The organism is Candidatus Kapaibacterium sp., from assembly GCA_023957315.1.
In the GTDB taxonomy this organism is placed as follows: domain Bacteria; phylum Bacteroidota; class Ignavibacteria; order Kapaibacteriales; family UBA2268; genus PGYU01.
In genome coordinates this window covers 248,176-271,389 of sequence record JAMLHE010000003.1, presented here as the reverse complement: position 1 = coordinate 271,389, position 23,214 = coordinate 248,176, and the positions used below count along the sequence as shown (strand labels likewise).

The following is a 23,214-nucleotide window of genomic DNA, read 5'->3' as shown; positions in this document are numbered from 1 at the left end:
GTCATGGAATTTTTAACAGATTTATTAAACAACAATCCCTTATTGTTTGGGTTTGGAATTCTTGTTATCATCACATTTTTTGGTATCATGTTGTTGCAATGGTTTAAGTCGAAAACAGGCGTTGATACTGATGCTTTAGTTGATGGACTAAAAGAAGTAAACAAAACCGCTCAAGAGGAAACCGCCAAAGAGCTTAAAAAGAGTGTCGAGAGGATTGTCGAAGATGCAACTGCAAAAAAAGTTATTGAAGCGATGACTGAATCTAAAACTATTGACACCGGCAATGGTGAAAGCGTGACAATTAAAGAGCCTGCAAAGAGAAATCAAAGAGAAATCAAAGAGCCTGCAAAGAACAAATATGCAGTCCGCGATGAAACAGGACAGTTTGTCAAAGCTGACGGTACTGAAAAGCGTAAAGTTGGACGTCCGAGAAAGGGCAAAACATCAATCATACCGACATCTACTGAATTCCCAACGCCAAAATCTGCAAAGGATAGACCATGAGCGAAATAATGAACATCTTAGCTTCCATAATCGGCTATATTGCATTAATATTAGGTATTATCATAGGCGTATTTCATTTGATTGATTTGTTAGGTAATTACAGAAGTCAAAAGAAGTACGATAACGAAAAAATGGATATTATTCTTCGCGAACTCCGCAGGCTTGATATGTATTGTCGTGCCGAATATCCGATTGTTGAAGATATTGTAAAATACCTTGAGTCCGGTATAAAATCTATGAGTAGCGACGGTGGAAATATCGCCGTTCCAATCATAGACGAGTTCCGCGACCAACTTCGCAAAAAATATCCAAAGGTGTAACCATGATAGAAACTGAATCGCTCGCTTATGCCATATTGGATAGGGTTAAGGATGCAAAGGACGGTACTGTATCAATGAATGAAGCTAAAGCAACCTTATCGAAATTGACCGACAAACCCGCTTTTGATGTTGAACAAAGGATTAGAAAAACATTAAATGATTTATTTAAGGTGCAAAAATGAGAAACCGTAAACCGATGCAAACTTACGTTGCCTCTGACGTAAAAGACAAAGTAGATGAAGCCGCTCGTAAGCTTAAATGTAGTCGTAATGACATTGTAGAAGCCGTGCTTTTGTTCTTCGATACTGACATATACGAACGATGCCTAAAATTTCAAAAATTAGACGAATTTTTAAAGGAAACCTAATGAAATTAATCATAGCTATTTTACTAAGCGTAACGCTGTCAGGGTGCAGTATATTCCAAACCTCTGCAGATTATTTAATTGACAACATCGAAATCACTTGGAAGCCAAATAAGGCTCAAGATACCGCTCCGGTGGATTCCATTGTTGTGAAGTTTGCTCCCGTTTATTGGGTCGAGCCACCGTGCGAAGGCGATTCAATACCTGAAATTGAATATGAATTCACTAAGGACGGTTACGAAATATGGACTTTGAATAATGAATACGCAAGGCGAACAGAGGTATTTCGCAAAGACACAGTAATTTATATTTACAGGAAATGACATGTTAACAGAAATGGTCAGGGGTGCGACTGAGAAGTTTCGCTTTAATTATTCAATAAATGGTGTTCCACAACTATTGACCGGAACGACGGTTGTTTGTATTTGGAAAAAATCGCCAACTGATGCTACTCCGGCACTTCTAATCGAACAAACTGACCATGACAGTGACTATGAAACTGTACTTGTGATAACTCCTGCCATGACAAAAAATTTGGATTTAACGACTTACTATTGGGAATATGTAATCAAAAAGCCTGACGGTTCAAGAATAGTTCGTAAAAAAGGCATGCAGGGTCATCTGGAATTGACTATTAATTTAGATCCGATACCGGAATAATTTCTATGGAACACAATGTATCAATAAATATAACAACCGAAGAACATAATGTTGAAGTGAAAGAAACAAAATTCATTGTTTCAGAAGTAAGCACTCCAACCGGCAATGTCGGTCACGACCACGATGATAGGTATTATACAAAAGCTGTTATTGATGAAAAATTTGAAGAGAAATTAGATAAAAACACATATATTTTTGGAGGGACATTTTAAATGGGTATTCAAAGAATACAATTAAAAGCAGGCGTCAAAGCTAATTTGCCAAACTCTGATATGTTGGCAGGCGAAGCGCACGTTACTACTGATAGAGGCACATTGCACGTCGCAGTTGACCCAACAACAAGGATTATTATAGTTCCTGCGATTGAGGACTTAGTCACGCTTGCATCATTAAACTTAGATACCGACTTTGTGATAATCCATGATGCTGACGGCACAGGACAAAAAGAGAAAAAGATGACCTTGGCTGCTCTTAAAACAGCTTTGAATATTCCCGAAGCATCAGCAGATGAAAAAGTAGCTGTTGTATCGGGCGGAACAGCAGGGTATCTCTATGGAACTGACGGTTCAGACGGCGTTGTTCGTATGGGAAGTAGTTTGAAATGGACTAAAGATGCTGGCAACGGCTTCGTGACTTTAGAAGCAGATGTAATCAACGGCGGAACATTCTAATATGGCTCGATTGCAAATAATAAGGTTCTTGCAAACTACGCTTGCGAATTTGGAAACTCAAGCAGCCGCTAACAATTTGAAAGTTGGCGAACCTTATCTTGTTACTGATTTAGGTAGATTAGCATACGCAACTGAGATTAATGCTTTTGAGCTTGTAGGTATTGAAAATGGTACTGTTTCAGGATTGACTTCTTTGACAATTGACTGTGCAAATAACACTCACTTCATGATTTCAATCTCAGCGAATGAAACATTTTCGTTGTCAAATGTTGAAGAAGGCATTGAGAAAGTGTTCTTCGTCAAAAATACATCAGCCGGTAGCATTATAGTTACTGTCCCAAATACCGCATTTGACATTAAAACCTATATCAGTAGAACATTATTGCCCAACTTCTATGTAGAAGTCTCTGTCATTAAAATTGGAACGCTTTATTTTTGGCAACTATCAGAACCAATGGGATAGTTATGATACGCAGAAGAAGACAAGCTCACGATGACCCTGTGATTCCCGGTACGCAAATATACGGAATATCATTTTTCAATACTACGGCGAATTCATTTGACGTGCAGCACCTTTGGTCATCAAGTGTTTACAACGGTCATGGAGTTATAGGAGTGATTCGTCAAGGGGCATCAGTCAATGTTTTCCCGAGCGACGATACATTTTACAACGCAAGTTCTGTATTCGGCTCAGGGGATGATTTAGGAAGCGGTAACTACGTGTTTTGTCTTAATGCCCGAAATGCAGGAGTAGTTCCAATCACCGTGACAAATCTGGCATCAAATACAACCTACTATTGTAGGTACTTTGCATTTAATACGGCAAAGGGCAAAGTTAAATACTTGACCAACACAGGTACAGGTAATCCACGAAGTAAAAAAACAGGTTCATAATGAAAATCAAAGAGATATTAGCCGTTTGGAGCGAGCGTAACAAAATTGAATTACCGCTCGACGAGACTTTTGACAATTATTATGATTTTGAAGAAATTGCGCAAGAGCGTAAACTGCCTGTTTACCCAACGTTTGACGAGTGCAATCATATTGCAAATGAAATTTTTGATAAAAAATTACAAGGCAAAACTGCATGAGTACCACGATGTTACAAACAGTCACCCTTGAAACAGGAATGCAGGGAGTAATTCCGATAACTGCAATTGCCGATGCTCATTACACGCATGAACAAACAGTAGCGAGTGCAACTTGGACGGTGACACATAACATGGGTAAATATCCGAGCGTGTCTGTGGTTGATACAGGTGACAACGTTATTGTGCCTGATGTTGAATATATAGACACAAACAGCTTAACGATTCTTTTTAGCGGTGCAACGGCTGGTAACGCTTACTTAAATTAGGAAATAATTATGAAATTAGCAAATCATCTAAACGTAAACAAACATGAAATCCGGAACGCTTTGGGGCATATCTTAACGACTCCCCCGAGTAGTCCGGGCGAATCGCAGTTTTATTATAATTCTGTTTCTAAACAGTACGAATATTTCAACGGAACTATTTGGTTAGCATTCGGTATCAATAATCACGAGCTATTAAGCAATATCGGCACTAACAGCCATGCAGATATAGATAATCATATTGCAAATACAAGCAATCCGCACTCTGTTGATAAAACACAGGTGGGCTTGCCAAACGTTGATAATGTTCAACAAATACCAATGTCATGGATTGATACCGACCCAACTTTGTCTGCTGATAGTGATACAGCAGTCGCATCACAAAAAGCAGCAAAAGCCTACGTAGACCAACTAATGCGTGGGCGAAAATGGAAAGATGACGTAAGGGTGTTTATTCCTTTTGAAAACGTATTCTCGGGGCTTGTTGTGCGGGACGGTGTCAGTTTAGCAGACGGCGACCGTGTAAACGTTGCAAATGCAGATGTTGACGGCAAGGAAGGTATTTGGATTGTCAAAACAACTGCATGGGTAAGGGCGGAAGATGCAAATACATCAGCAGAAGTTGAAGGAATGGCATTTAAGGTGGCGGAAGGCACGACGTATGCAGATACAATGTGGCTGTTAGCTACTGACAACGTAGTTTTAGATACTACGAAATTAACGTTTATCCAAGTTGCAGGTGCAGGTTTATATTCCGCAGGCTCAGGAATTAACCTTATCGGCAATGCTTTCTCAGCATCAAATTTAATCCCGCGTATTCATGCGGCTAATATCGGTGACGGTTCGGCTGTAAACTTTGTAATAACTCATAATTTTGGGACGAGAGATATTGCTGTTAGAGTGCGAAACAGTTCAAGTCCTTACGAATTCATAGAGCCTGACTACGAAGCAACAAGTACAAATACTGTAACTATCAAATTTGCAGTTGCTCCAACATTGAATCAATATAGAGCTATTATCACAGGGGCAGTAGCATGAAGTTAGGTAATCATTTAGACGTGAATAATCACGAACTTCGTAATGCACTTTTAGAAAAGGTCACATCTTTGCCTACAGGCTTAACAGAAGACCATGCAGGGCGAGTTGTAAGGCTTGGTAGTGGCTTATATATGTGGGTCGGTTGGCGATGGGTAGGTTTATCGGATAACAAATTTCACTTTAAGCCAAGTGACCAAATCGTACTAAACGATAATAATTGGTATGATGACAACAATATTGAGTTTGAGATAGGAAAAGAAGAGCTATATAGTTTTGAGTTTTATTTGTTTCCTGAACCCGGACCTTTACCGAATGGAGTAAACTATAAATTCAAATTTACTCCAAGCGTACCTATTACCGAGATGTATGGAACTCATGCGCGGTATTTTTACTATCCTCTTGCTCCGGGTTCTGATTGGCTCGGATACAATGTGAATTTGTTAAACGAAATAGAAGTGCCGGCTTTAGATGACGAAGACCCCCCCGTATCGAAAATATGGTTTGGTATTTTATACGGTGGTTCGGCAACAAGCACAATTAAGTTACAACATAAAGTGACTTCTCTCGCGGGCAATGCTGTGATTAAGGCAACTTCTCGCATTATTTTAACACGAATATATTAGCAAGAAAATTACTGCATTTCTTTATAAATAAGGCATTTAGCAATTTAATAATATTTATCAATAATAGGAGATTTTTATCATGTCGAAAGAATCAACCTCAATGCTTATAACAGGTGTGCCTTGTTGCTACTTGTTAGAAGTAAAAACAGGACCAACTATCGCATCGCCAAGCGGTGATGCTGACGCCGCTGACCGCTTAAAATTTGAAGCACTTTCTGAGAATCCGGTTTTCAAATTCCCTGCTTCATCAGATAACGAAGAAGGCGAAAAATACGAAATCGCAATTGCAGGAGATATAACAATTGAATTCCCGAAATTCTTGAAAAGACTTGCGGGTAATGAAACCGAAGCTGACACTATCACACTTAAGGACGTTACACCTGCGAGCCAAGAAAGTACAGGTAAAGGCGAAGTTGTTATCAATACAACCGAAGCCGATAGAGATTCTGCAACTTGGACCGCTCTCATTTCAAAACTTAAAGGCAAAGTCAATAAATACTTTTTGGGAGTATTCCCAACAGGTTTTACTCACTCAGGGCGTAACTCTGCGAACAAAGCCGACGGTTGGATTTATTTCATAGGCAAGTTGACAGGCGATGTTGAAAACAAAGCACCATTAACGCTGACTTTAGGGGCTGTTAAGTGCCCGTTTGCAACTGAAACAGGTTGGGAAACTCAAGTAACAGGATTAGACTTTGCGGCTACACCTGTGGCAGAAGAACCCGGATATATCAAACTCAAAGGTAGCTCAACATTCTTGTTGACACCAACAAACCTTGTTTCAGGTGATGCTACTATCTTAGCTGATGGCGATGTTGTGATTAAAGCGGCAACATACGCATAATGGTATTTGTACAGAAATATAGCCGTTTGGAAAAAAAGTACGGTTGGCAAGAAAAGAGGTTCGTTGTGGCAGATAGTTACGATGAACTCTTTCTTGTTGACGGTTCTATTGCCAACACACAGTTTGTTGACATTTTCCAACTCGAAGCACCATTACAGGAATTAAATATTACTGAGGGTGCTTATGCTATTGATACTATGACTTTTACCATTGACCAATCGGCAATTCGTACCGAATATGATGATAATGCTTTACAATTTTGTTTGGGTTCGCTTGATACACGAAATAACCGATATTGTGCTTTATTTACTAATCCTGATTTTACTGATGATGATACGATTTTAGAATGTGTCGAATACATCGGAAAGTTGAAACCTGAGATTGCCGGGGATGATATAAAGTGGGCAGGTGACCAATTCGATGTAAACATTGACCCTATACGACAATACCAATTTACGACAGTTAGTTTTGATGTTTCGGTATTCGAGCAGGTAGCATTTTTCACCAAAATCGAACTACCAGACGGCTCATTCACAAACCCTATATTTGATGCTTTAGAACCGAGAATTACAATAGCAGATATTAACGCTATCGCCAATAATAGATTGGCTTATAAGCGAGTATTGCCTGACGATTCACAATTTGAATATCAGTATTACCGTTCAGCATCTTTATACGATGCTTTATTACTGCTTTTTTCCAAAGCTGAAAATATAATTGAAGAAATTACAGGCACAATATTCACGATTGAACTTGTGCCGGGTTCGTTAGGTTTTAAAGCCTCAGTAGCAGATTACGAACTTTCAGAAAGTGCCACTGACTCAATTTCTCAAACATTAGTTCGAGATGATGTAAAAATAGAATTGAAGTTAAATTCTACGCCTGCGGGTCCCGGATGGAGTAATCCATTTATACATCGTAGAATGCTTAACCCTAACATGGGTGACAAGTTAAACAGCCTTGAAAATGAACTATCGTTTTGGAAACATGACAATTTATCCGATTTGTTATACGATATTGCCCGCTCTTTTGGTTGTTACCTAATTGTACGCTATAAAGCTAATCGAGCAATTGAGGTTAAAATAACAAGTCGAGAGGGCTTAGTAGGTGACGATTTTGTTTATATCGTAGATGCTGAGAAAGGCTCTATAAACTTAAGTTCATCGTCATCATCGGACAATGTCAGCTTGTACGGTCAAGGAACTGTTTATACTGTTGACGGTTACGACAATTTAATGGAGATAACAGATACAACCGTTACTCCTAATATACTTAACGAACTTGTTACATCCCAAACTCTTGTCAATTTAAAAGAGCAAATCAAAAAGCGTGACGGCAAACAATCACCTGATAGATTGTTATTAAACACAAATATCGGTGCTTATACTAAATCTCGTAGAGATTATGTACCTAATGGTGGTGGAACTAAAAACACCGTTACAAGGACATTGCCAATAAATACTTTTGAATATGCTCCATTATCGGGAAATACAATCTACAAAACCTATGAAGTATTGACCACAGGGATTTATGTTCAACTTAAACCATTTACTACCGAGCAAATTGATTTACTTGGTGCAGATACGGCAATATGGAGACCAACAGCGAGAATCCATGTTAGAATTAATAATGTTGACTTGTCATTCGATAAGCTAAGTGACTATATTAACGCTTTGTTAGGCAATGACAAGCAGTTCTTTTTATCTGAATATCAATTAACCATTCCAAGTTGGAACGGTTTCTCATTAAGTCCTGACGGCTCAAATGGCAGTTGGCAAAATGTTCGCTTAGGTAGCAAACTCAAATTAATTGAAAATAACAGAAAAGAATTAATTGCAGGCATTTGGGAAGAATTATCCGATGAAAAAGATTACGTAGTAGTTGGAATTGAGAGAAATCCAAATCACCCGGAAACAATCCTGAAATTGCATAATTTGAGACGGTTTGCAGTATCGCCAAGTGATGAAGCACCTTTGAGTATGAAAGAGCATGATGAACTTCAAGGTAACGAATTGGATTATGATGCTTCAATAGTTGCCGTTCACGAAACAACTGAAGTGATTTATGGCGGTTCTGCTATGATGCAAAATAGCGATGAAACAGTTTCAAACTTATTGCCGAAATCAAACTGTATGGGTCGTTTTGTTGGTATAGCCTTGCATGATGCCCTAACTGCAGAACTTATTGCTATAAAGCGTAACGGCATTGTAAAATCGAGCCATTACAACTTTATACCTAATCAAAATGTATTTATTCGATTAGCAGATGTTGACGGCTTAAATCTGTCTCAAGCTCCATTATTGCTTGAGAATGTTTCAGTAGATGAAGATGCTTATATGGTAGTAGGGATGGCATTAACAAGTAATTCTTTCGAAATTAAATACCGCGAGTTTACATATGTCTAACAGAATTACACTTGTTTACACAGATAAACCTTTGCCGGCATTAACATACTTGTCAGGTTTAGATTTTGATGCTTATTTAACCACTAATGAAATTACAGGGTGGCAAGGAATATTTCATCCAACAACCAATATGCCAATGCAGAATGAAAAAATTACTCGCGAATATATTACTTTGCGAGGTAGGCAAGGTCAAGATACTTTGCACGCTCACCGTATTTGGTCTGTAGAGTTATCGTCAAATGATATTGATTATACAAAATTAGAACAATTGCTTAATCTCTGGAAGTCACCTTATCAATATATAGCTGAGAAAAAATGGAGTAATGGAGCATGGACAAATTACATTGAAGTGATTTGTACTGATAAAAACTTTCCGATTGCATTTGATGATAATAATGTGCTATTTCCTGTAATTACATTCAACTTTAAAGCAGTAAATCCGGGGGCAGGGTGGCACAATCAATCTTAAATAATCCTAATCAAGATGTATTCATTGTTCATCCATATGCTTTATGGGTTTATTCCGGAACAGTTATTCCCGAAACATTAATCCATGATTTGTTGCTTGCTTTTTATCTCGAAAAAGAAAGTACCTGCCAAATTACGGCAATTAAGAAAAACCATATGGAAGGTGGTCAGGTCGTTATTGGTTATAAATTGTTATCAACTTTATATTGCCCATTTAACAAATTCAATGCTGTGGAAAATAATGTTTTAGAGAAGTTGGACGCTTTTATAGCTCAATCAAAAACATTTAATAATTATGGCATTTCATCTTCAGACATAAATGAATATTTGACACCTCAAATAAGGCTTTATTACGGTGTGCCACCTCCAGCTTTGCAATTAGCAGAAAGTGGTATTTATTACCCTAAACATTCACCTAACGAAAGAGGTGCTATGTATTTAGAACTCAAAAGACGTTGTTCAATACATTATGACATCGAGCAATTAAGTGATAGATTCAGACTTGTTATTTCAATTAATGGCACATACAAAAGCATTACGAATGACACTACCGGAGTTAAAATTTTTAATTAATAAATCGGACTAATTTTGAGCAAAACTATAAGAATATTAGGCAAAAAGATTGAGATTATCTTTATTGATGATAGCCCTTTGGTTGAAAGAAGCGGTGAAATGCACTATCTTGATGGCATAATATATATTCGCAAAGCACTTTACCCGGATGAACAGAAAGAAACGCTATTGCATGAAGTTATCCATTGCATAGATTATCAATTAAAATTAGATTTATCTGAAGCACAGGTTCATCGGCTTGCAGTTGGACTTTATGCCGTAATGGCAGACAATTGGGGCGGAATGCCCGACATAGAAAGCGAAGTTATACCGAGCAATGAAGGAATAAAATGAAACTATTTAATAAATCAAGGAATTAGCAATCATGAGCGACCAAAACAAAGAAAAATTAACATTAGACGAGCCTGTATTTTTTGAGGCAAACGGTGCGAAATACACCTATGATTATAAGTTATTGAAAATTAAGAATGCCGAGCCTGCTTTGGCAATTGTTCAATTCCATATTGACCAAGCCGAAAACCCACCTGACGAAGTTAAAGCAGTCACAAGGGGAGAAGGCTACCAATGGCAGACCCATGTAATGAAATATCTGCTTTTCAAACTTATTGACGAGGTGCCAACTTTTGACATCTCTAAAATCAATGAAACCTTTGATAACCTCCAAGAAACAAATCTTGCTTCCCAAGATGAGAATCTTTCCGGCTCATTCCGGTTAATGGAGGTATGTATAAACGATTTTTTGTTCAAGCTGGGCAAGCAATCACTGATATCAAAACTGCGGTCAACAGGCGTAAGCAAAACAAAGATAGCTATGATTTCGACGCTCTTGGCAAACTCAGCGAAAGCCTAACCATTGAGGAACTTTTCGCTAAACAAGAAAGGCTTAAAAGGCTGTACGATAAGGGTGAATTAGCAAGGCGTGTGCGTAATCACACGGATGATATTTGGTATATCCCAACCTTGGCGGGCGATGAGATAGACCGATATGACAAAGTAAAAGACGGTAGATACACCGATGCAATGCGAGCCGTTGTTCGAGCTGTAAACAGAACAAATAAATAAAAACGAGAGCCTGCCATAAGTGCAGGTTTTTTTATATTCCGGGGGGAAAAGTGGCTTCAAAGAATGTTGAGTTTATACTCGATTTACTTGTAAAATATAAAGCAGATTCAGCAAGTGCCGAGCGTGTAGTTGCTAATCTCGAGCAAAAATTAAAAGATTTACATCCTGAAATTGACTTCGATAGCGATACCTTAAAAGCAGGGTTACGCGATGCTATCGGTTTATTAGACCAATTTGGTGATTCCGTTGATGAAGCATTCGACGGTTTTGATGAATTTGATACCGATGGTGTTGAAAAAGGACTTAACGAACTCGAGCAATTGTTTGATGAAATGATAAACAGCTTAGATGATGAAGCAATTAACAAAATGCTTGAGGCATTTGAGGGCTTTGATGATTTGAGCGTGGAAGGGATTGTTAAGGAATTCCAAAAAGTTGGTGGCACGGTTGGTGATACTGATAAAATATTGAAGAACTTCGTTAAAAGCGGAAAAGATTCTTTAGAGCAAATGAAAGGTACAGGCAAAGAAGGCACTGACACATACAAGAAATTAGAGAAAGAAATCGCCAAAGCCGAAAAGCAATTAAAAACACTCAAAGATACCAATAAATCTATTGATTTTGGCAATAAAGTATTTCAATTCAATCAGCTAACAGATACCGTTCATAAGATAACATCTGCATTTGGTCAGTTTATTACCCCTTATAAAGACTTTGATAAGCAACTCAGAAACATCGGTACTCTTGGTGTTCAGAACTTTGAAGAGTTTCGGACAAAGGCAATTGACTTAGCCTCAGGTGTTCCCGATACGGTTGCAGGCGTAACTGAGGGTATATATAATGCCATTTCGGCAGGTGCAATCCAAGTTACTGACGGTATTGCCGATGTAGCGGGTGGCATGGTGTTTGTCGAGCAGGCATCTAAGTTAGCTGTGGCAGGTTTGACCGACACAAACGCCGCTATAAAAGGATTAGCGGCTGTAACGAATGCTTATGGAACTGATGTTTTGTCAGCCGGCAAAGCGGCGGATGTTTTGTTTGGAACTGTGAAAAATGGTGTAACAACTGTTCCGGAATTGAATGCTTCGTTAAGCCAAGTTGTACCGATTGCGGCAGCTGCAGGGTTTTCATTCGAGCAAGTAGGGGCGGCAATTGCTACACTCACAAAACAGGGTGTACCGACTGCACAAGCGGCAACACAAATTCGCGGAGCAATAGCAGAATTATTGAAACCCGGAGCACAATTAAAGCAAGTAATGACTGAAGCTGGTGTTTCTCTTGAAACATTGGAGCGTGATGGGCTACAAGAAACCATGCGTAAAATTGGTATTGCAATGGATTCAATGGGAACGGATGCGGCTAATACATTTTCGAGCATCGAATCAATTCAATTTGCATTAGCGGCTACAGGAAAGAATGCCCTAAAAGCAAGTCTTGACTTGGCATCAATTAAAGATTCGGCAGGAAGTGTTGAAGAAGCATACGCCATTGCAAGTGAGGGAATCGGTGTTAAGGCACAAGGAATCTTGAATCAAGTTGAAGCATTCGCATTCAAGATATTTGGCAAACTTGGTGATAGCTCAGTTGTATTCTTGGACACGGTAAACAGCTTAGCTCCTACGGTAACGACGTTTGCCGGACTTGCGAATGTAATTCCGGTTGACAAAATCGCAAGTCAAGTTAAATCTGTATCAACTCAATTTGGTTCATTAATCAAGAACGCTGATGGTTTTGGTGGTGCATTGAAAGGAATATCAGGTAAATTAGCTCAAAGCGGTGGTATAATCGGCAAAATAGGACCAATGGCATTTAATCCATGGGTGTTAGGTTCGGCTGCAGCAATCGGTGCAGTCACCTTATTTTTGACAAAAACCGATAAGGGGCAACAGTTATTAGCTAAAGGGACTTTATTACTACAAAACTTGATGCAGAAACTTGCACCGATATTTGAGGGTTTGTTGGATATAGGGGAATCGTATATTGATGTATTGCTTAAGTGGGGTGAAATACTATTCGAATACTTCATTACACCATACGAAGTAGCGTATGAATTAATCGTTAGCTTTATTGACACAATTCTTGAATTGACAGGTTCTTCCTTAGAGGGTGCATCATCGGCTGAATCAATGGGATTGGCATTCCAACATATGGGTCAAGTGATTGGTACGGTTGCAGATTCGCTTAATGGAATCTTGATGTATATCAAAAATGTTAAAGAATATGTTATCGGATTTGCAAGAGGTATGCCTGAAATATTGGGAGCTTTATTTGAAATCGCAGTTTATTATATGAATCCTGTAAATTGGATCAGCGGTGACGAAGAATTCGAGCAAAAACTGAAAGATAAATTGAATAATGCTATTGGCAAAGCATTTGAAGATGTTGGTTCGCGTATTAAGCAAAATAATCTAGATAATGCACTCGAGCAAGCACTTGAAATCAAAGGTGACTTAGATAAAAATAAAGAAGTCGAGAAGTTAATCACTAAGTACGAAAATGCCAAAGATGACATCGAGCGAAACAATATTGCCAGAGCGATTGCCGAAACCGTTCCACAGGCAGTTAAGGGATTCAAAACTATCATCAATGAGCAAGGGGAAGTTGTTCGAGTAATGGAAATTAGTGCCGATAAGGCGAAATCATTCCTTGAAGCACAGAACCAAGTATTTTCGGACAAATTATCTGAGAAGCAACAAGAGATAACAGAAGGGATTCAAAGTCAATCTGAGGCGTATTCTGAAGCTATTGTAAAGCAAAAAGAACTTGCAAAACAGATAGTTGAAATTGGAGCTAAGGGCGGAAATGATGAAATAATTAAAGACTTGAAAAAACAATATGATGAAGCCGGAAAAGAAGCCGCTAAATTCGGCAATAACATCCGTGAAAACTTGGAAGAGGCGGGTAAAGTAGGAATAACATTAGAGGGTGTTGAAATCCCCCCTGAGGCACGTTTAGAGTTCCGTGACCAATTAGCCGAATTGCAAAAAGAAGCTAATAAAGCTGATATTGGAGCTAAGATAAGTGACATGGTAAAGCTGAAGGGCAAAATTGATGATGAAAACCAATTGCAGAAGTTTGTAGAGCAATTCGAGCAAACCACAGATGAATTGGAAAAAGCCTCAATCGCAGAAGCCATCAAAAAATCATACCCGGATGCTGTCGAGCAAACAGGTGTATTAGTAGATGCGAACGGCAAATTAGTAGATACTTACAAAGTGAACGTTGATGCCGTAAAGAACTATTCATCTGCTCAAAAATCTGCATACGGTAAAGATTTACAAGATAAGCAAAAGCAATTTATTGATGGTATTGCCGATGAGGGGAGGGTTTACATTGAGAACGGCAAGAAACTTGAAACCTTAAGAACTCAAATTAATGAACATATCGAGCAGGGTAAAGATACAAGCGATTTGCGTACTCAATATGAATTGGTAAGCGATGAAATTGAAGTTGTTCAAGATAAAATGATTGAAGCATTAGCTCAATCAGAAAAAGCAGGATTTGATACAGGTGATACTTTTAAGCAAGTTGCGAAAACACTTGGACTTTCGGAAGAGGAAGTTCGCAAGATGGTTAAGGCTCAAATTGAATCGAATAAATTGACTGAACGGGCGCGATTCAAAGTTGGTGACTTAGCAAAAGCATGGGATGAAGCGAGAGGTTCTGCCGATTCTATGATTAAATCACAAACATCTGCCATTGCCGAAATTGATAAAATGATAAAAGATGAGCGGGACCCTGAGGAACGTAAAAAGCTACAAGATGATAGGTCTAAGCTCTTGACAGGTCTTAAAGACCAAGTCAAGGAAAAAAAGAACCTTGATGCTCTGGAAGAAAGAATCAAGATTGAATCGGGGCAGGTGGAAAGAGCCGGACGTAATGCTTATGAATATGCAAAAGCAATTGTTGACCAGAAAACTAAGGCAATTAGTACCGAGCAAAGAATGTTTGAAATCAATTACGAAACAAGTAGATTGGAGGCTGAGCGTGAAAAGACTGCTTTTGATGAATTTGTTCTCGCTAATAAGCAGTTAGATGGCTTACGCGAACAAAAGAAAGTTCTCGAAGAAACTTATAAAATAACTCGCGATAACGAAGGTGCTATTAATGTTGGATTAAGAGTAAAGCCTGACGAGAAAAAAGAGATTGCATTAGCAGTAGCGGATATGGATAGGACTATTCAAGAAAATCTTAACAAGATTAGCGAATTGAAGTTAAACATCAAACTTGACAAAGTAGCATTGCAACGTGAATTTGATGATTTCGAGAATCAAAAGTTGTTATTTGAAATTGATGCCGGAATCAAATCAAACGATGATTTCAGCATTATAATCGAGCGTTATAAAGCAAGACTTGAATTAATCAAAAGCTCCTTAGTTGACCAAAATGAAGCTATAAATGCAATCGAGCAAGAACGTGATAAGAAATTAGCTGAACTTGGCGAAAATGCGAGTGAAGAGCAACGTTTGGCAATCGAAAATGAATATAATGCAAGGTTAAATACTGCTAAGCGTAAGGGTCTGGACTTAGAGAAACAAGAATTTGACTTAGGCAACTCAATCACAAGCACAATCACCACTCAATACGATAGACGTTTAGCTAAGGTTCGGAGTTATTACGATAGTGAAAGTCAATTAATTGATGCACGTTACAGCGAACAGGAAGCGAGACTACAAAGGTTTACCGAAAGTTATGATAAGAGCCAACAAGAACGAATTGCCATTGACAAAAGCTCTACCTTTGCCAATTTAGATGAAAGTAAAAATGAGCAATTGAAGCAATTGGATAATCTTCGAGATATGGAGCTAATCAGCAAAGAAGATTTGGAGAAGCGTAAATTAGAAATCGAAGATGATTATCGCAAAAAGAAGCAACAAAAGGAAGTTGAATTTCAAAACTTACTTATCGGAATGGAGCAACAAAAAGTTGGTGTACAGCGTGAACTTCAAAGGCGGAAAGATGAGGAGTTGTTGACTGCCGAGCGTAACCGATTAAAAGATGAAATCGCCATAGTTCAAGATAAAAACAAGATTGACCAAAGTGTTATGAACGGTTTGTTGGAAGCTAATCGGAAATACCAAGATGCAAGGTTAATTGCTGAGAAAGCCGGGACTACTGACAGCCTAAACGAATCTAAGAGACTATTTGAAGAATATAGTAAAATCGCTAAGCAAAGTGGTTTGAATGAATCGGAATTACAGATGCTTAGTCCATTGATTAACGATTTGAATAATAGTGAAATTCTATTAGACCAAAAAACAACGGACTTAGCGGTATTGATGGAGTTGTTAGGCGAAAATATTACAGAGGCTCAATCAGATTTATTCGCAGGTGGCGGAACAGAAGCGATGGTTGAAAATGCGAGGGCATTTTTTGGTCAGTTAGTCGGGATATTGCAAAAGAAAGTTGAAGGATTCGTATTGGATTTGGTGTTAAGTCCGGGTGTTGTATCGTTTATCAATTCAATACCATTTCCGGGTAACATAGCGGCACTTGGATTAGTTCAACAGACCTTATCGTTATTTGTCAAAAAGCTAAGTGAACCGTTTTTACAATCAATAATGTCATTTGCATCAGGCGGACGTTTTGATGTTCCAACGGCAATAGTAGGGGATGCCTCTGAGAAGGGTGGACGTAATGCTGAGTGGGTGTTCCGAGATGTTGACTTAATCGCTTATATCTCCCTAATGGCTACAAATATAGTGACGCCTCTGATTCAAGAAATACGATTGCTTCGTGAAGCAGTCGAGAATCAAAAGTTAATCACAGAATTCACAGCTCGCAAAATGAAAATCATGTTAGTGAATGAAAATGCTTTTGATGACAGTAGAACAAAATAAAAACAAAAATTAATCAAATATTTCTATAAGGTTTAAGAATAATTCTTAGCTTTATAGGAATATTTTTTTCTTTTAATCGGGTATATTAATACGCACTTAATAGAATGGGGGCATTTTACGAGGGATTTTTACAGGAATATTTAAGAATAATTCTTGGATTACATTCATAAAAACCTTATTTTTGATACAGGTTAAATGAACAAAAGTTAATTTGTGTTTTTTGAAAATCGGAAAAAAAAGTCATCCCAAAGTGGGGTGACAAAACAACAGTTTTTTAAATTATTTATAAAGGTTTTACAATGGCTAAATCACTAAAATCAGCCGAAACTTCAAACGAAGTTACAAACAATTCAACTACTCAAAACGAAGTAGAAATTCCAAAAACTTCAATCGAAGTTGAAACTCCAAACGCTCCGGAAGCAGAAACTCCAAATGCTCCAGAAACAAAAGCTACAAACGGTCACAAAGCTCTAATGGAAAAACTCGCTATGTACCGTCGCTTATCAAAGCAATTCAATCCAACTTTGAAAAGAATTGCTACTGTTCAAAGAAGTTTGGCTCTCGTTATTGACCAAGAACTCTTGGTTGACGAAAAATCAAAACTTCAAGAAATTCAACAATACTTTACAAATCTTGAACAAAGTATTTTTGAAAAAATGCCTGAGGAACTAAGAAACCTCGATTAACGAAAGGTTGAAAAACCTATATGCTACAGCCCGTCGAGAAATCGGCGGGTCTTTTTTTGGATAATATAAATTAGTCGGCAAAAACGACCCTTATTCGGTTTTTAATAAATATATACCTATTAATATGGTATAACCCTAAAAAACCGAACCTTAACAGCCAAATCGGCTAATTTCGGGGAATTAATTATAGTTAAAAGTGTGGATTATACGTGGATTATTATATAGTAAAATTTAGCTCAATATAGCAATTTATGTATAAATCAGAATTCGATAAACCTTAGTTTATAAGCGATTTCAGGCATCAATCTATTCTCGGCAATTACCACGTCCGAATCCCTCCGGGCCCACGAAAGTAGAAAGCCGAGCGTAAGTTCGGCTTTTTTGATTTTTTTGGGAAAGGAAGTACATTTAACCGCAAAGGGCGCAAGGAATTATTATCAGGTCATTCTGAGCCGAAGGCGAAGAATCAAGTTTTTAAAAAAGACATGGATGTTTCGCTTCGCTCAACATGACTAGCGTATGATTCGTGGGAAAAGATAAGACAATCCACCCCGTCTGCTTCGCAGGCACCTCTCAAGAGGGGAATTTCTGCCCGTCAGTTGTTACAAAGACAGAAGAGTATCCGCAAAGGAAGCAGAGAACACAATTGACATTTTTCATTTTATCCTCCTGCCTCTGAAAGTTTGGAAAATTGTATCACCCTTGAAAATATTTTCACCCCAAGCATAGTCAAATATTAAGGAATCTTCATCTGTACTCACTAAATAACCTTCTCCTCGAGTATGATAACATCCTTCGTATTTTGAACCATTCATGTCAATAATTACTTGTTTGTTGGTAATTAAATTTTTTTTGAAGCCAGAAGTTGGGAAATAACCACAACCTCTGTTTATATTTTTTACATACCAAAGCGAAGATGTTGGTTCATCTTTTTGAAAAAATATTTCTACTGTCATGGTATCAAGGGGATTATTATCATTTGTCCCGAAATACTCGCCAAGAATTTTAGCTTTTCTCTTATGTTGCAAAAAGATGCTTGTATGAACGGTATCATATTCTTGTGTGTATTCAAAACATTCGATAGGATTTCTGACTATCAAGCGAATAGGTAAATTAGTATATGCCTTATCCCACGAAAACCAAAAAGTAACTTTTTCTGTAGTGAATTCTCTTTCATCAAGTCCAATTTGCCATTTATATGAGCTAAAACCCGGTGGTGCAACAAATGTTATATCATTGCCTACTAGTACAGTATCTTGTACCAACAATGGTTCTTTTACTGTAAAGTTGGTTTCGTAAATTTTTATCTCGGGAACTAAATTTCTTTTGCCTTCACAAGTATCCTTTGGATTAGGTATAGTCGGATTATTTTTTTCAGGGCAACCAGCTAAAATAATTGGAAGAATTATTAACAGAATTATCCAATATGATTTCATGATTACCTCTGTTTTATTTTATAAATTTCAGTCATGACCGTTTTTACAATAACAAGACAAGCAAATGTACAAAAACTTTTTTAAAGATAGATGTCTTGTACTAAAAAAAGTTCGTGGTCTGTTGTAACACATGACAGAATGGGTAAGGATATTTAACCACATCTGAATTTAGTTGATAGAACGCTGTTCTGTCACTACATTATTTGGATGAGGTTTCTTTTTATCCCACGAATAAATTCATGGGCTATGTTTGTCAATGTATTTCAGGACAAGGCTCATCTATTTCAATATTATCAGTTTCTCGGTGCGGACTGCCATTCCGCTTATCATTCTAATTAAATATGCGCCGCTCGAATAATTCGCAGCGTCTATTGTTATTGTGTAGTTGCCGGGTTTGTAGCTGCCTTCTGCGAGTGTTTCGACTAATTCGCCATATGAGTTGTACATATTGATGGCTGTCAAATCCTCTGTGACGGTGCTAAAGACAAGTTCCGTGGTTCCTGAAAGTGGGTTTGCTCCCGTCAGTACCATTCCTACGTTACCGGATAAATCTAACAAACGGCTGTCCAAATCACAATTCCCGATTATTTGCAATTGTCCTTCAAACTCTTCAACGTCAATCGTTATAATAGATGTGAAAACTACACTATCAATTACCAATGGTCCTACAATTTTATTTCCTAATAGGGCTTGAGCGCGAATATTGAACCAATTGCCTGAAGTAAGATTTTCCAAGTTACTCAAATTGGCATTTACTACCAATTTGCCTGCTTGATTTTCGCTGATTGTAGCTTGTGTTATGCTTGTCGCGAAATTTGCACCGACCACTACGCTTTCGGGGTAGAGCATCGTTGGCTCATAACTGAGATAAAGGCTGACAGATTCAGCACCTGAGCCGTTGATAGCGTAGCCGTCTTGAATAGTCATGAAAATCGGAATATCGAAGACTTGACCCAATTCGGCGACTATATTCGTTGGGCGAATTTCCGAAACAATCGGAACCATCCTGTCGTCAATTGCTTCGCCGGAAATCGGGAATGAATAGGTCAGATTGCAGGGGAGACTGACATTTGCCGTTACATAATACGAGTAATCTCCACCAATTAAGCGTTTAAATTCATAGACTATAATAATATTGTCTTGTGGCGCAATCGTCAAAGGGAAATCAGCGGGTGCGTGTGAAATCAACTCAAATGGTGCCGGAACTGTAATCGAAGTGATAACCAAATCTTCAGTTGGGTCAGGATTTGTCCATGTTTGGTTGAATTGTTCGGCTACGCCTAAAGCATCAGAGCCAAAAGCTATTTGAAGCCCGTCAATTTGAGGAGCTTGAGGGTCTGTGCGTTCCGCTTTTAACAATATTACAATGCGTTCATCGCAAGGTTCGACAACAAAAACTAATGAATCAATATAAATACCCGGCTGTGTTTGTGTTAATGTTACAGTGAATTGATTAGAATTTTGGTTTAAAATGCTATTTTGTGTCAAATTTGTAGAAAAATGAGTTCCTGAATGAATTATATTTCCAATATTGGCGCCTGTGTTCGATGCATTAATATCGAAATCTAAAGTAACAGTCCCGGATTCCTCACAATTTTTAATTATTCCAAAATCAATTTCATCAGCTACTGTAATTTCGAGCTCGTTTTGTGGTGGAATAATTGTAATTTGCGGAGATAACATCGTACAAGGCAAATAGGGGATATTGACTATATAAGTATCTGTAGTAGTGAATCTAACTTTGATTTTAACGTTTACTTCCGAATTAGCCCCGATTTCAAATGGCAAATTCTCATCTATGATGAAGCGATTATCGGGTCCTTGCCTATTCAAATTGAAGGGATAGGTGGTGTTATTCGAAACTGTAATAAAAGTATCAATTTCAGTAACGCAAGTCGGTAAATCGGAAAAATCGAACTCTAATGGGCTGAATTCCAATTTCGGGTCAATAATCTCGATTGATAGGTGTATTTTTAGAGTGTCAACTTTATTCGGTTCGGTGATTACATGATATGCTATTAAGGCTGTGTCAACATAAATTCCCGGAGTGTTAGCCAAAACTCTGACAGTTAATGCCATCTGGTTATTTTCATTTAATACAGTTTTTTCGTTTGGATTGTTGAAACGCGGCGATGTAACATCAAAATACCCAAACATCATAACCGGCTTGAAAATCATAAACTTATCAGGACCTGTCGAGAATAAAGTAATCGTAGAATCCATAAATTGGTCGCAATTGAGCGGGACTATACCAAAGTTAATATCTCGCGGGGCAGGGTCGAGTACGGATTCACCCTCATTGGGTCTAAATCCTGTCAGTGATGCTACCCTAGTTACATTGCACGGTCCTCTAAACGTTAGTTGACCGTCACGAGTTCCAAAGCCTACGGGTGCAAATCTAATTTTGAAGACAATCGAAGAATTTGCGGGAATAGTATAAATATTTTTAATCGTCTCCGGCATTGGAGAAATAATCGAGAACCCGTCACCTGCAATTATCACATCATTTGCGTTAAAAATAATATCTTTGTTTGAATTATTTGTGATTGTCAAGTCTTTTTCGGGGTCTGTATCGGCATTAAAACTCAAAGATGCATCGCTCAAAGTAAAATCAGGGTTTATAATTCTGATTTCAACTCGGTATGAGCTGTCTCTGCACAATCCGCCCTTAACGGCAATAAACTGATACACACCATCTTGATTTACGTCGATTTCATTATTTTTTGAAAATTCAGAATCATCTTTCATCCAGTAAAAACCATCGGATTGAGTTGGTGTGACTAAACCGCGGAGCCTTTGAGTTTGACCAATACATAGTTGAATAATCGTATCTTTTGTAAATGTTTTGAAAGTCAGTGGGTCAGTAATGTGTACTTCTGGGGCGTCAAGCACAGTAATTGTGATTGAGTTTGAGCCTGATTTGCAACCGGAATTTTTATCGGTGATTTCCAAATAATAAGTCCCGGATTTATTGACATTTACAGTATGTTCGGCACTTTTGAAACTCGCATCGGCTGTGTTTATCCACTCAAAAGTATATTTAGTCAAATCTTTTATACTAGAAGTCAATTCAAGTTCTTCATTTCCGCAAAATGTAGTTATATCACCCTTCGATGTTATAACCGGTTGAGGCGGTATATCTTTGATGACTCCAATCGATTGGGCAAATTGATTTTCATTATAGGAGCGTCCTCTGCCGTTGGTCATTTGAATATCAATTTTGTCGGCATCAATTTCACTTCGATTATACCTGTAAGCATATATGCGATATCCGTAAGTTTTGCCACATTCAAAGGTTACTCCCGGTATTGCATCAAATTTATCAATGAATTCAGTATTTGTCAAATCGGGCACATATCCAATCAAAGTATAAGGTCCCCAAGATTGCCCAATATTATAGATTTTGCCGTCTTCAATTGTCGGGTCATGATTTGAATTATCTACATAACGCAGAATCATATAACCTTCAATTGGGTCGGAAATCGAGCTTGCAGGTGTCCATTCTAAACGAATTTGGTCTTTGTTTGCACCTACAATTTGAGTTCCTGTCATAGCAGGATTTGTCCAATCAGGTTGCCTCAATCCTCGCCAATACAATTGATTTACATCAGTACTCAATTTGGAATTATTAGCTGTCCCTTTTGAAATATGAGTGTTATCCAATGCTGCAAGTGTGTTGCTAAGACCGCCACCATACTGAGATTTGTTTGCTCCGGGAACTACACGCAAAGAATATCCCTGCCCGGGCGACGCATCTTGAACACCAATTTTCGGGTTGGGAAGACTTGCAAATAATGCTTGTTTATCAACCAAGCTGGCGTGAGCTAAGACATGAACATGATTGCCGTCAGGGTCTAAGATTTGTATCATATCGCTCGTTCTGTTGACATTCAAAGCCCTAATTGTCCACTCATCCAAATCTCCACTTTCCATGTAGCGAGTGAAATGCAAACCGCTTTGTGCACCTATTTCAATATACCCATCATCTTTATTTTCATCAACCACAAATGTTCTGTGATTGATAACGATTACGGTTCCGCGTCTTAAATTTCGCCATAGAGGATGGTCTTTAAAAATCACTCCTCCCATCCAACTTTCATCTTGGCTGTTATCACGAATTTTGTACCCAACGAGCGATACGTTATCTTCAACAATCAGAAGCTCTGTCCATTGAAAAGCATTGCCTCCAATCAAATATTCGCTAATCACAACAGGCTGGGCATGGGCGGTGTTATATGCTGCAAAGCATATAAATATAGTAAGGATTAATTTTTTCATGCTAATAATAATTTTTAGTTTTAGTCATAACTCAATCTGCAATTTAACATATTTAAATTATATTTGTATTAATGAAGTATGAATATTT

Annotated in this window: 25 protein-coding genes; 23 read left to right on the top strand and 2 right to left on the bottom strand. The window is 38.1% G+C overall.

Going from position 1 to position 23,214, the window contains the following annotated elements:
• The first annotated feature begins 3 nt into the window (after nucleotides 1–3).
• From M9949_04675 to M9949_04565, 23 genes are all read left to right on the top strand, one after another.
• The gene (locus M9949_04675) at nucleotides 4–504 is read left to right on the top strand and encodes a hypothetical protein (protein MCO5250700.1); all 501 of its coding nucleotides are present in this window, start codon (nucleotides 4–6) and stop codon (nucleotides 502–504) included.
• Nucleotides 501–824, top strand: a complete 324-nt coding sequence (locus M9949_04670; protein MCO5250699.1) for a hypothetical protein — start codon at nucleotides 501–503, stop codon at nucleotides 822–824. The genes M9949_04675 and M9949_04670 overlap by 4 nt, the downstream gene beginning before the upstream one ends.
• 2 nt (nucleotides 825–826) lie before the next feature.
• Nucleotides 827–1,006 carry a hypothetical protein gene (locus tag M9949_04665; GenBank protein ID MCO5250698.1) on the top strand — a complete coding sequence of 60 codons (180 nt, stop codon included), beginning with the start codon at nucleotides 827–829 and terminating at the stop codon, nucleotides 1,004–1,006.
• Nucleotides 1,003–1,191: a hypothetical protein gene (locus tag M9949_04660; protein ID MCO5250697.1), complete on the top strand. Its 189-nt coding sequence runs from the start codon at nucleotides 1,003–1,005 to the stop codon at nucleotides 1,189–1,191. The genes M9949_04665 and M9949_04660 overlap by 4 nt, the downstream gene beginning before the upstream one ends.
• Nucleotides 1,191–1,511, top strand: coding sequence for a hypothetical protein (locus M9949_04655; GenBank protein ID MCO5250696.1), 321 nt, complete (start codon nucleotides 1,191–1,193; stop codon nucleotides 1,509–1,511). Before M9949_04660 ends, M9949_04655 begins: the two co-directional genes overlap by 1 nt.
• A 1-nt stretch (nucleotide 1,512) precedes the next feature.
• Nucleotides 1,513–1,848 (top strand): hypothetical protein, encoded by a 336-nt coding sequence (locus M9949_04650; GenBank protein MCO5250695.1) that lies wholly within the window; start codon nucleotides 1,513–1,515, stop codon nucleotides 1,846–1,848.
• A 5-nt stretch (nucleotides 1,849–1,853) separates the two neighbouring features.
• Complete coding sequence (locus tag M9949_04645; GenBank protein MCO5250694.1) at nucleotides 1,854–2,060, top strand: hypothetical protein; 207 nt, start codon at nucleotides 1,854–1,856, stop codon at nucleotides 2,058–2,060.
• Nucleotides 2,061–2,519, top strand: coding sequence for a hypothetical protein (locus M9949_04640; protein ID MCO5250693.1), 459 nt, complete (start codon nucleotides 2,061–2,063; stop codon nucleotides 2,517–2,519).
• A gap of 1 nt (nucleotide 2,520) precedes the next feature.
• A complete protein-coding gene (locus tag M9949_04635) occupies nucleotides 2,521–2,982 on the top strand; it encodes a hypothetical protein (protein MCO5250692.1) in 462 nt (153 codons plus the stop codon).
• Nucleotides 2,983–2,984: 2 nt separating this feature from the next.
• The gene (locus M9949_04630; GenBank protein MCO5250691.1) at nucleotides 2,985–3,413 is read left to right on the top strand and encodes a hypothetical protein; all 429 of its coding nucleotides are present in this window, start codon (nucleotides 2,985–2,987) and stop codon (nucleotides 3,411–3,413) included.
• Nucleotides 3,413–3,610 (top strand): hypothetical protein, encoded by a 198-nt coding sequence (locus M9949_04625; GenBank protein ID MCO5250690.1) that lies wholly within the window; start codon nucleotides 3,413–3,415, stop codon nucleotides 3,608–3,610. The genes M9949_04630 and M9949_04625 overlap by 1 nt, the downstream gene beginning before the upstream one ends.
• 38 nt (nucleotides 3,611–3,648) lie before the next feature.
• Nucleotides 3,649–3,876, top strand: a complete 228-nt coding sequence (locus tag M9949_04620; protein MCO5250689.1) for a hypothetical protein — start codon at nucleotides 3,649–3,651, stop codon at nucleotides 3,874–3,876.
• A gap of 9 nt (nucleotides 3,877–3,885) precedes the next feature.
• A complete protein-coding gene (locus tag M9949_04615) occupies nucleotides 3,886–4,911 on the top strand; it encodes a hypothetical protein (GenBank protein MCO5250688.1) in 1,026 nt (341 codons plus the stop codon).
• Nucleotides 4,908–5,534, top strand: coding sequence for a hypothetical protein (locus tag M9949_04610; GenBank protein ID MCO5250687.1), 627 nt, complete (start codon nucleotides 4,908–4,910; stop codon nucleotides 5,532–5,534). The genes M9949_04615 and M9949_04610 overlap by 4 nt, the downstream gene beginning before the upstream one ends.
• 79 nt (nucleotides 5,535–5,613) lie before the next feature.
• The gene (locus M9949_04605) at nucleotides 5,614–6,378 is read left to right on the top strand and encodes a hypothetical protein (GenBank protein MCO5250686.1); all 765 of its coding nucleotides are present in this window, start codon (nucleotides 5,614–5,616) and stop codon (nucleotides 6,376–6,378) included.
• Nucleotides 6,379–6,404: 26 nt separating this feature from the next.
• On the top strand, nucleotides 6,405–8,783 hold the full coding sequence (locus tag M9949_04600) for a hypothetical protein (GenBank protein MCO5250685.1): 2,379 nt from the start codon (nucleotides 6,405–6,407) through the stop codon (nucleotides 8,781–8,783).
• Nucleotides 8,776–9,252: a hypothetical protein gene (locus M9949_04595; GenBank protein ID MCO5250684.1), complete on the top strand. Its 477-nt coding sequence runs from the start codon at nucleotides 8,776–8,778 to the stop codon at nucleotides 9,250–9,252. Before M9949_04600 ends, M9949_04595 begins: the two co-directional genes overlap by 8 nt.
• A complete protein-coding gene (locus M9949_04590) occupies nucleotides 9,234–9,824 on the top strand; it encodes a hypothetical protein (protein ID MCO5250683.1) in 591 nt (196 codons plus the stop codon). Before M9949_04595 ends, M9949_04590 begins: the two co-directional genes overlap by 19 nt.
• Before the next feature lie 15 nt (nucleotides 9,825–9,839).
• Entirely contained in the window at nucleotides 9,840–10,157 is a 318-nt protein-coding gene (locus M9949_04585; GenBank protein ID MCO5250682.1) for a hypothetical protein, read from the top strand.
• A gap of 31 nt (nucleotides 10,158–10,188) precedes the next feature.
• Nucleotides 10,189–10,674, top strand: a complete 486-nt coding sequence (locus tag M9949_04580; protein ID MCO5250681.1) for a hypothetical protein — start codon at nucleotides 10,189–10,191, stop codon at nucleotides 10,672–10,674.
• Nucleotides 10,675–10,745: 71 nt separating this feature from the next.
• Nucleotides 10,746–10,886, top strand: a complete 141-nt coding sequence (locus M9949_04575; protein MCO5250680.1) for a hypothetical protein — start codon at nucleotides 10,746–10,748, stop codon at nucleotides 10,884–10,886.
• A 50-nt stretch (nucleotides 10,887–10,936) separates the two neighbouring features.
• Entirely contained in the window at nucleotides 10,937–16,726 is a 5,790-nt protein-coding gene (locus tag M9949_04570; GenBank protein MCO5250679.1) for a phage tail tape measure protein, read from the top strand.
• Nucleotides 16,727–17,025: 299 nt separating this feature from the next.
• Nucleotides 17,026–17,412 carry a hypothetical protein gene (locus tag M9949_04565; GenBank protein MCO5250678.1) on the top strand — a complete coding sequence of 129 codons (387 nt, stop codon included), beginning with the start codon at nucleotides 17,026–17,028 and terminating at the stop codon, nucleotides 17,410–17,412.
• A 656-nt stretch (nucleotides 17,413–18,068) separates the two neighbouring features.
• On the opposite strand, the gene M9949_04560 is transcribed toward M9949_04565, so the two are convergent.
• Together M9949_04560 and M9949_04555 are read right to left on the bottom strand one after the other, a co-directional pair.
• Nucleotides 18,069–18,848 carry a hypothetical protein gene (locus M9949_04560; GenBank protein ID MCO5250677.1) on the bottom strand — a complete coding sequence of 260 codons (780 nt, stop codon included), beginning with the start codon at nucleotides 18,846–18,848 and terminating at the stop codon, nucleotides 18,069–18,071.
• Between the two features lie 279 nt (nucleotides 18,849–19,127).
• Nucleotides 19,128–23,126, bottom strand: a complete 3,999-nt coding sequence (locus tag M9949_04555) for a hypothetical protein (GenBank protein ID MCO5250676.1) — start codon at nucleotides 23,124–23,126, stop codon at nucleotides 19,128–19,130.
• Nucleotides 23,127–23,214: the final 88 nt, after the last annotated feature.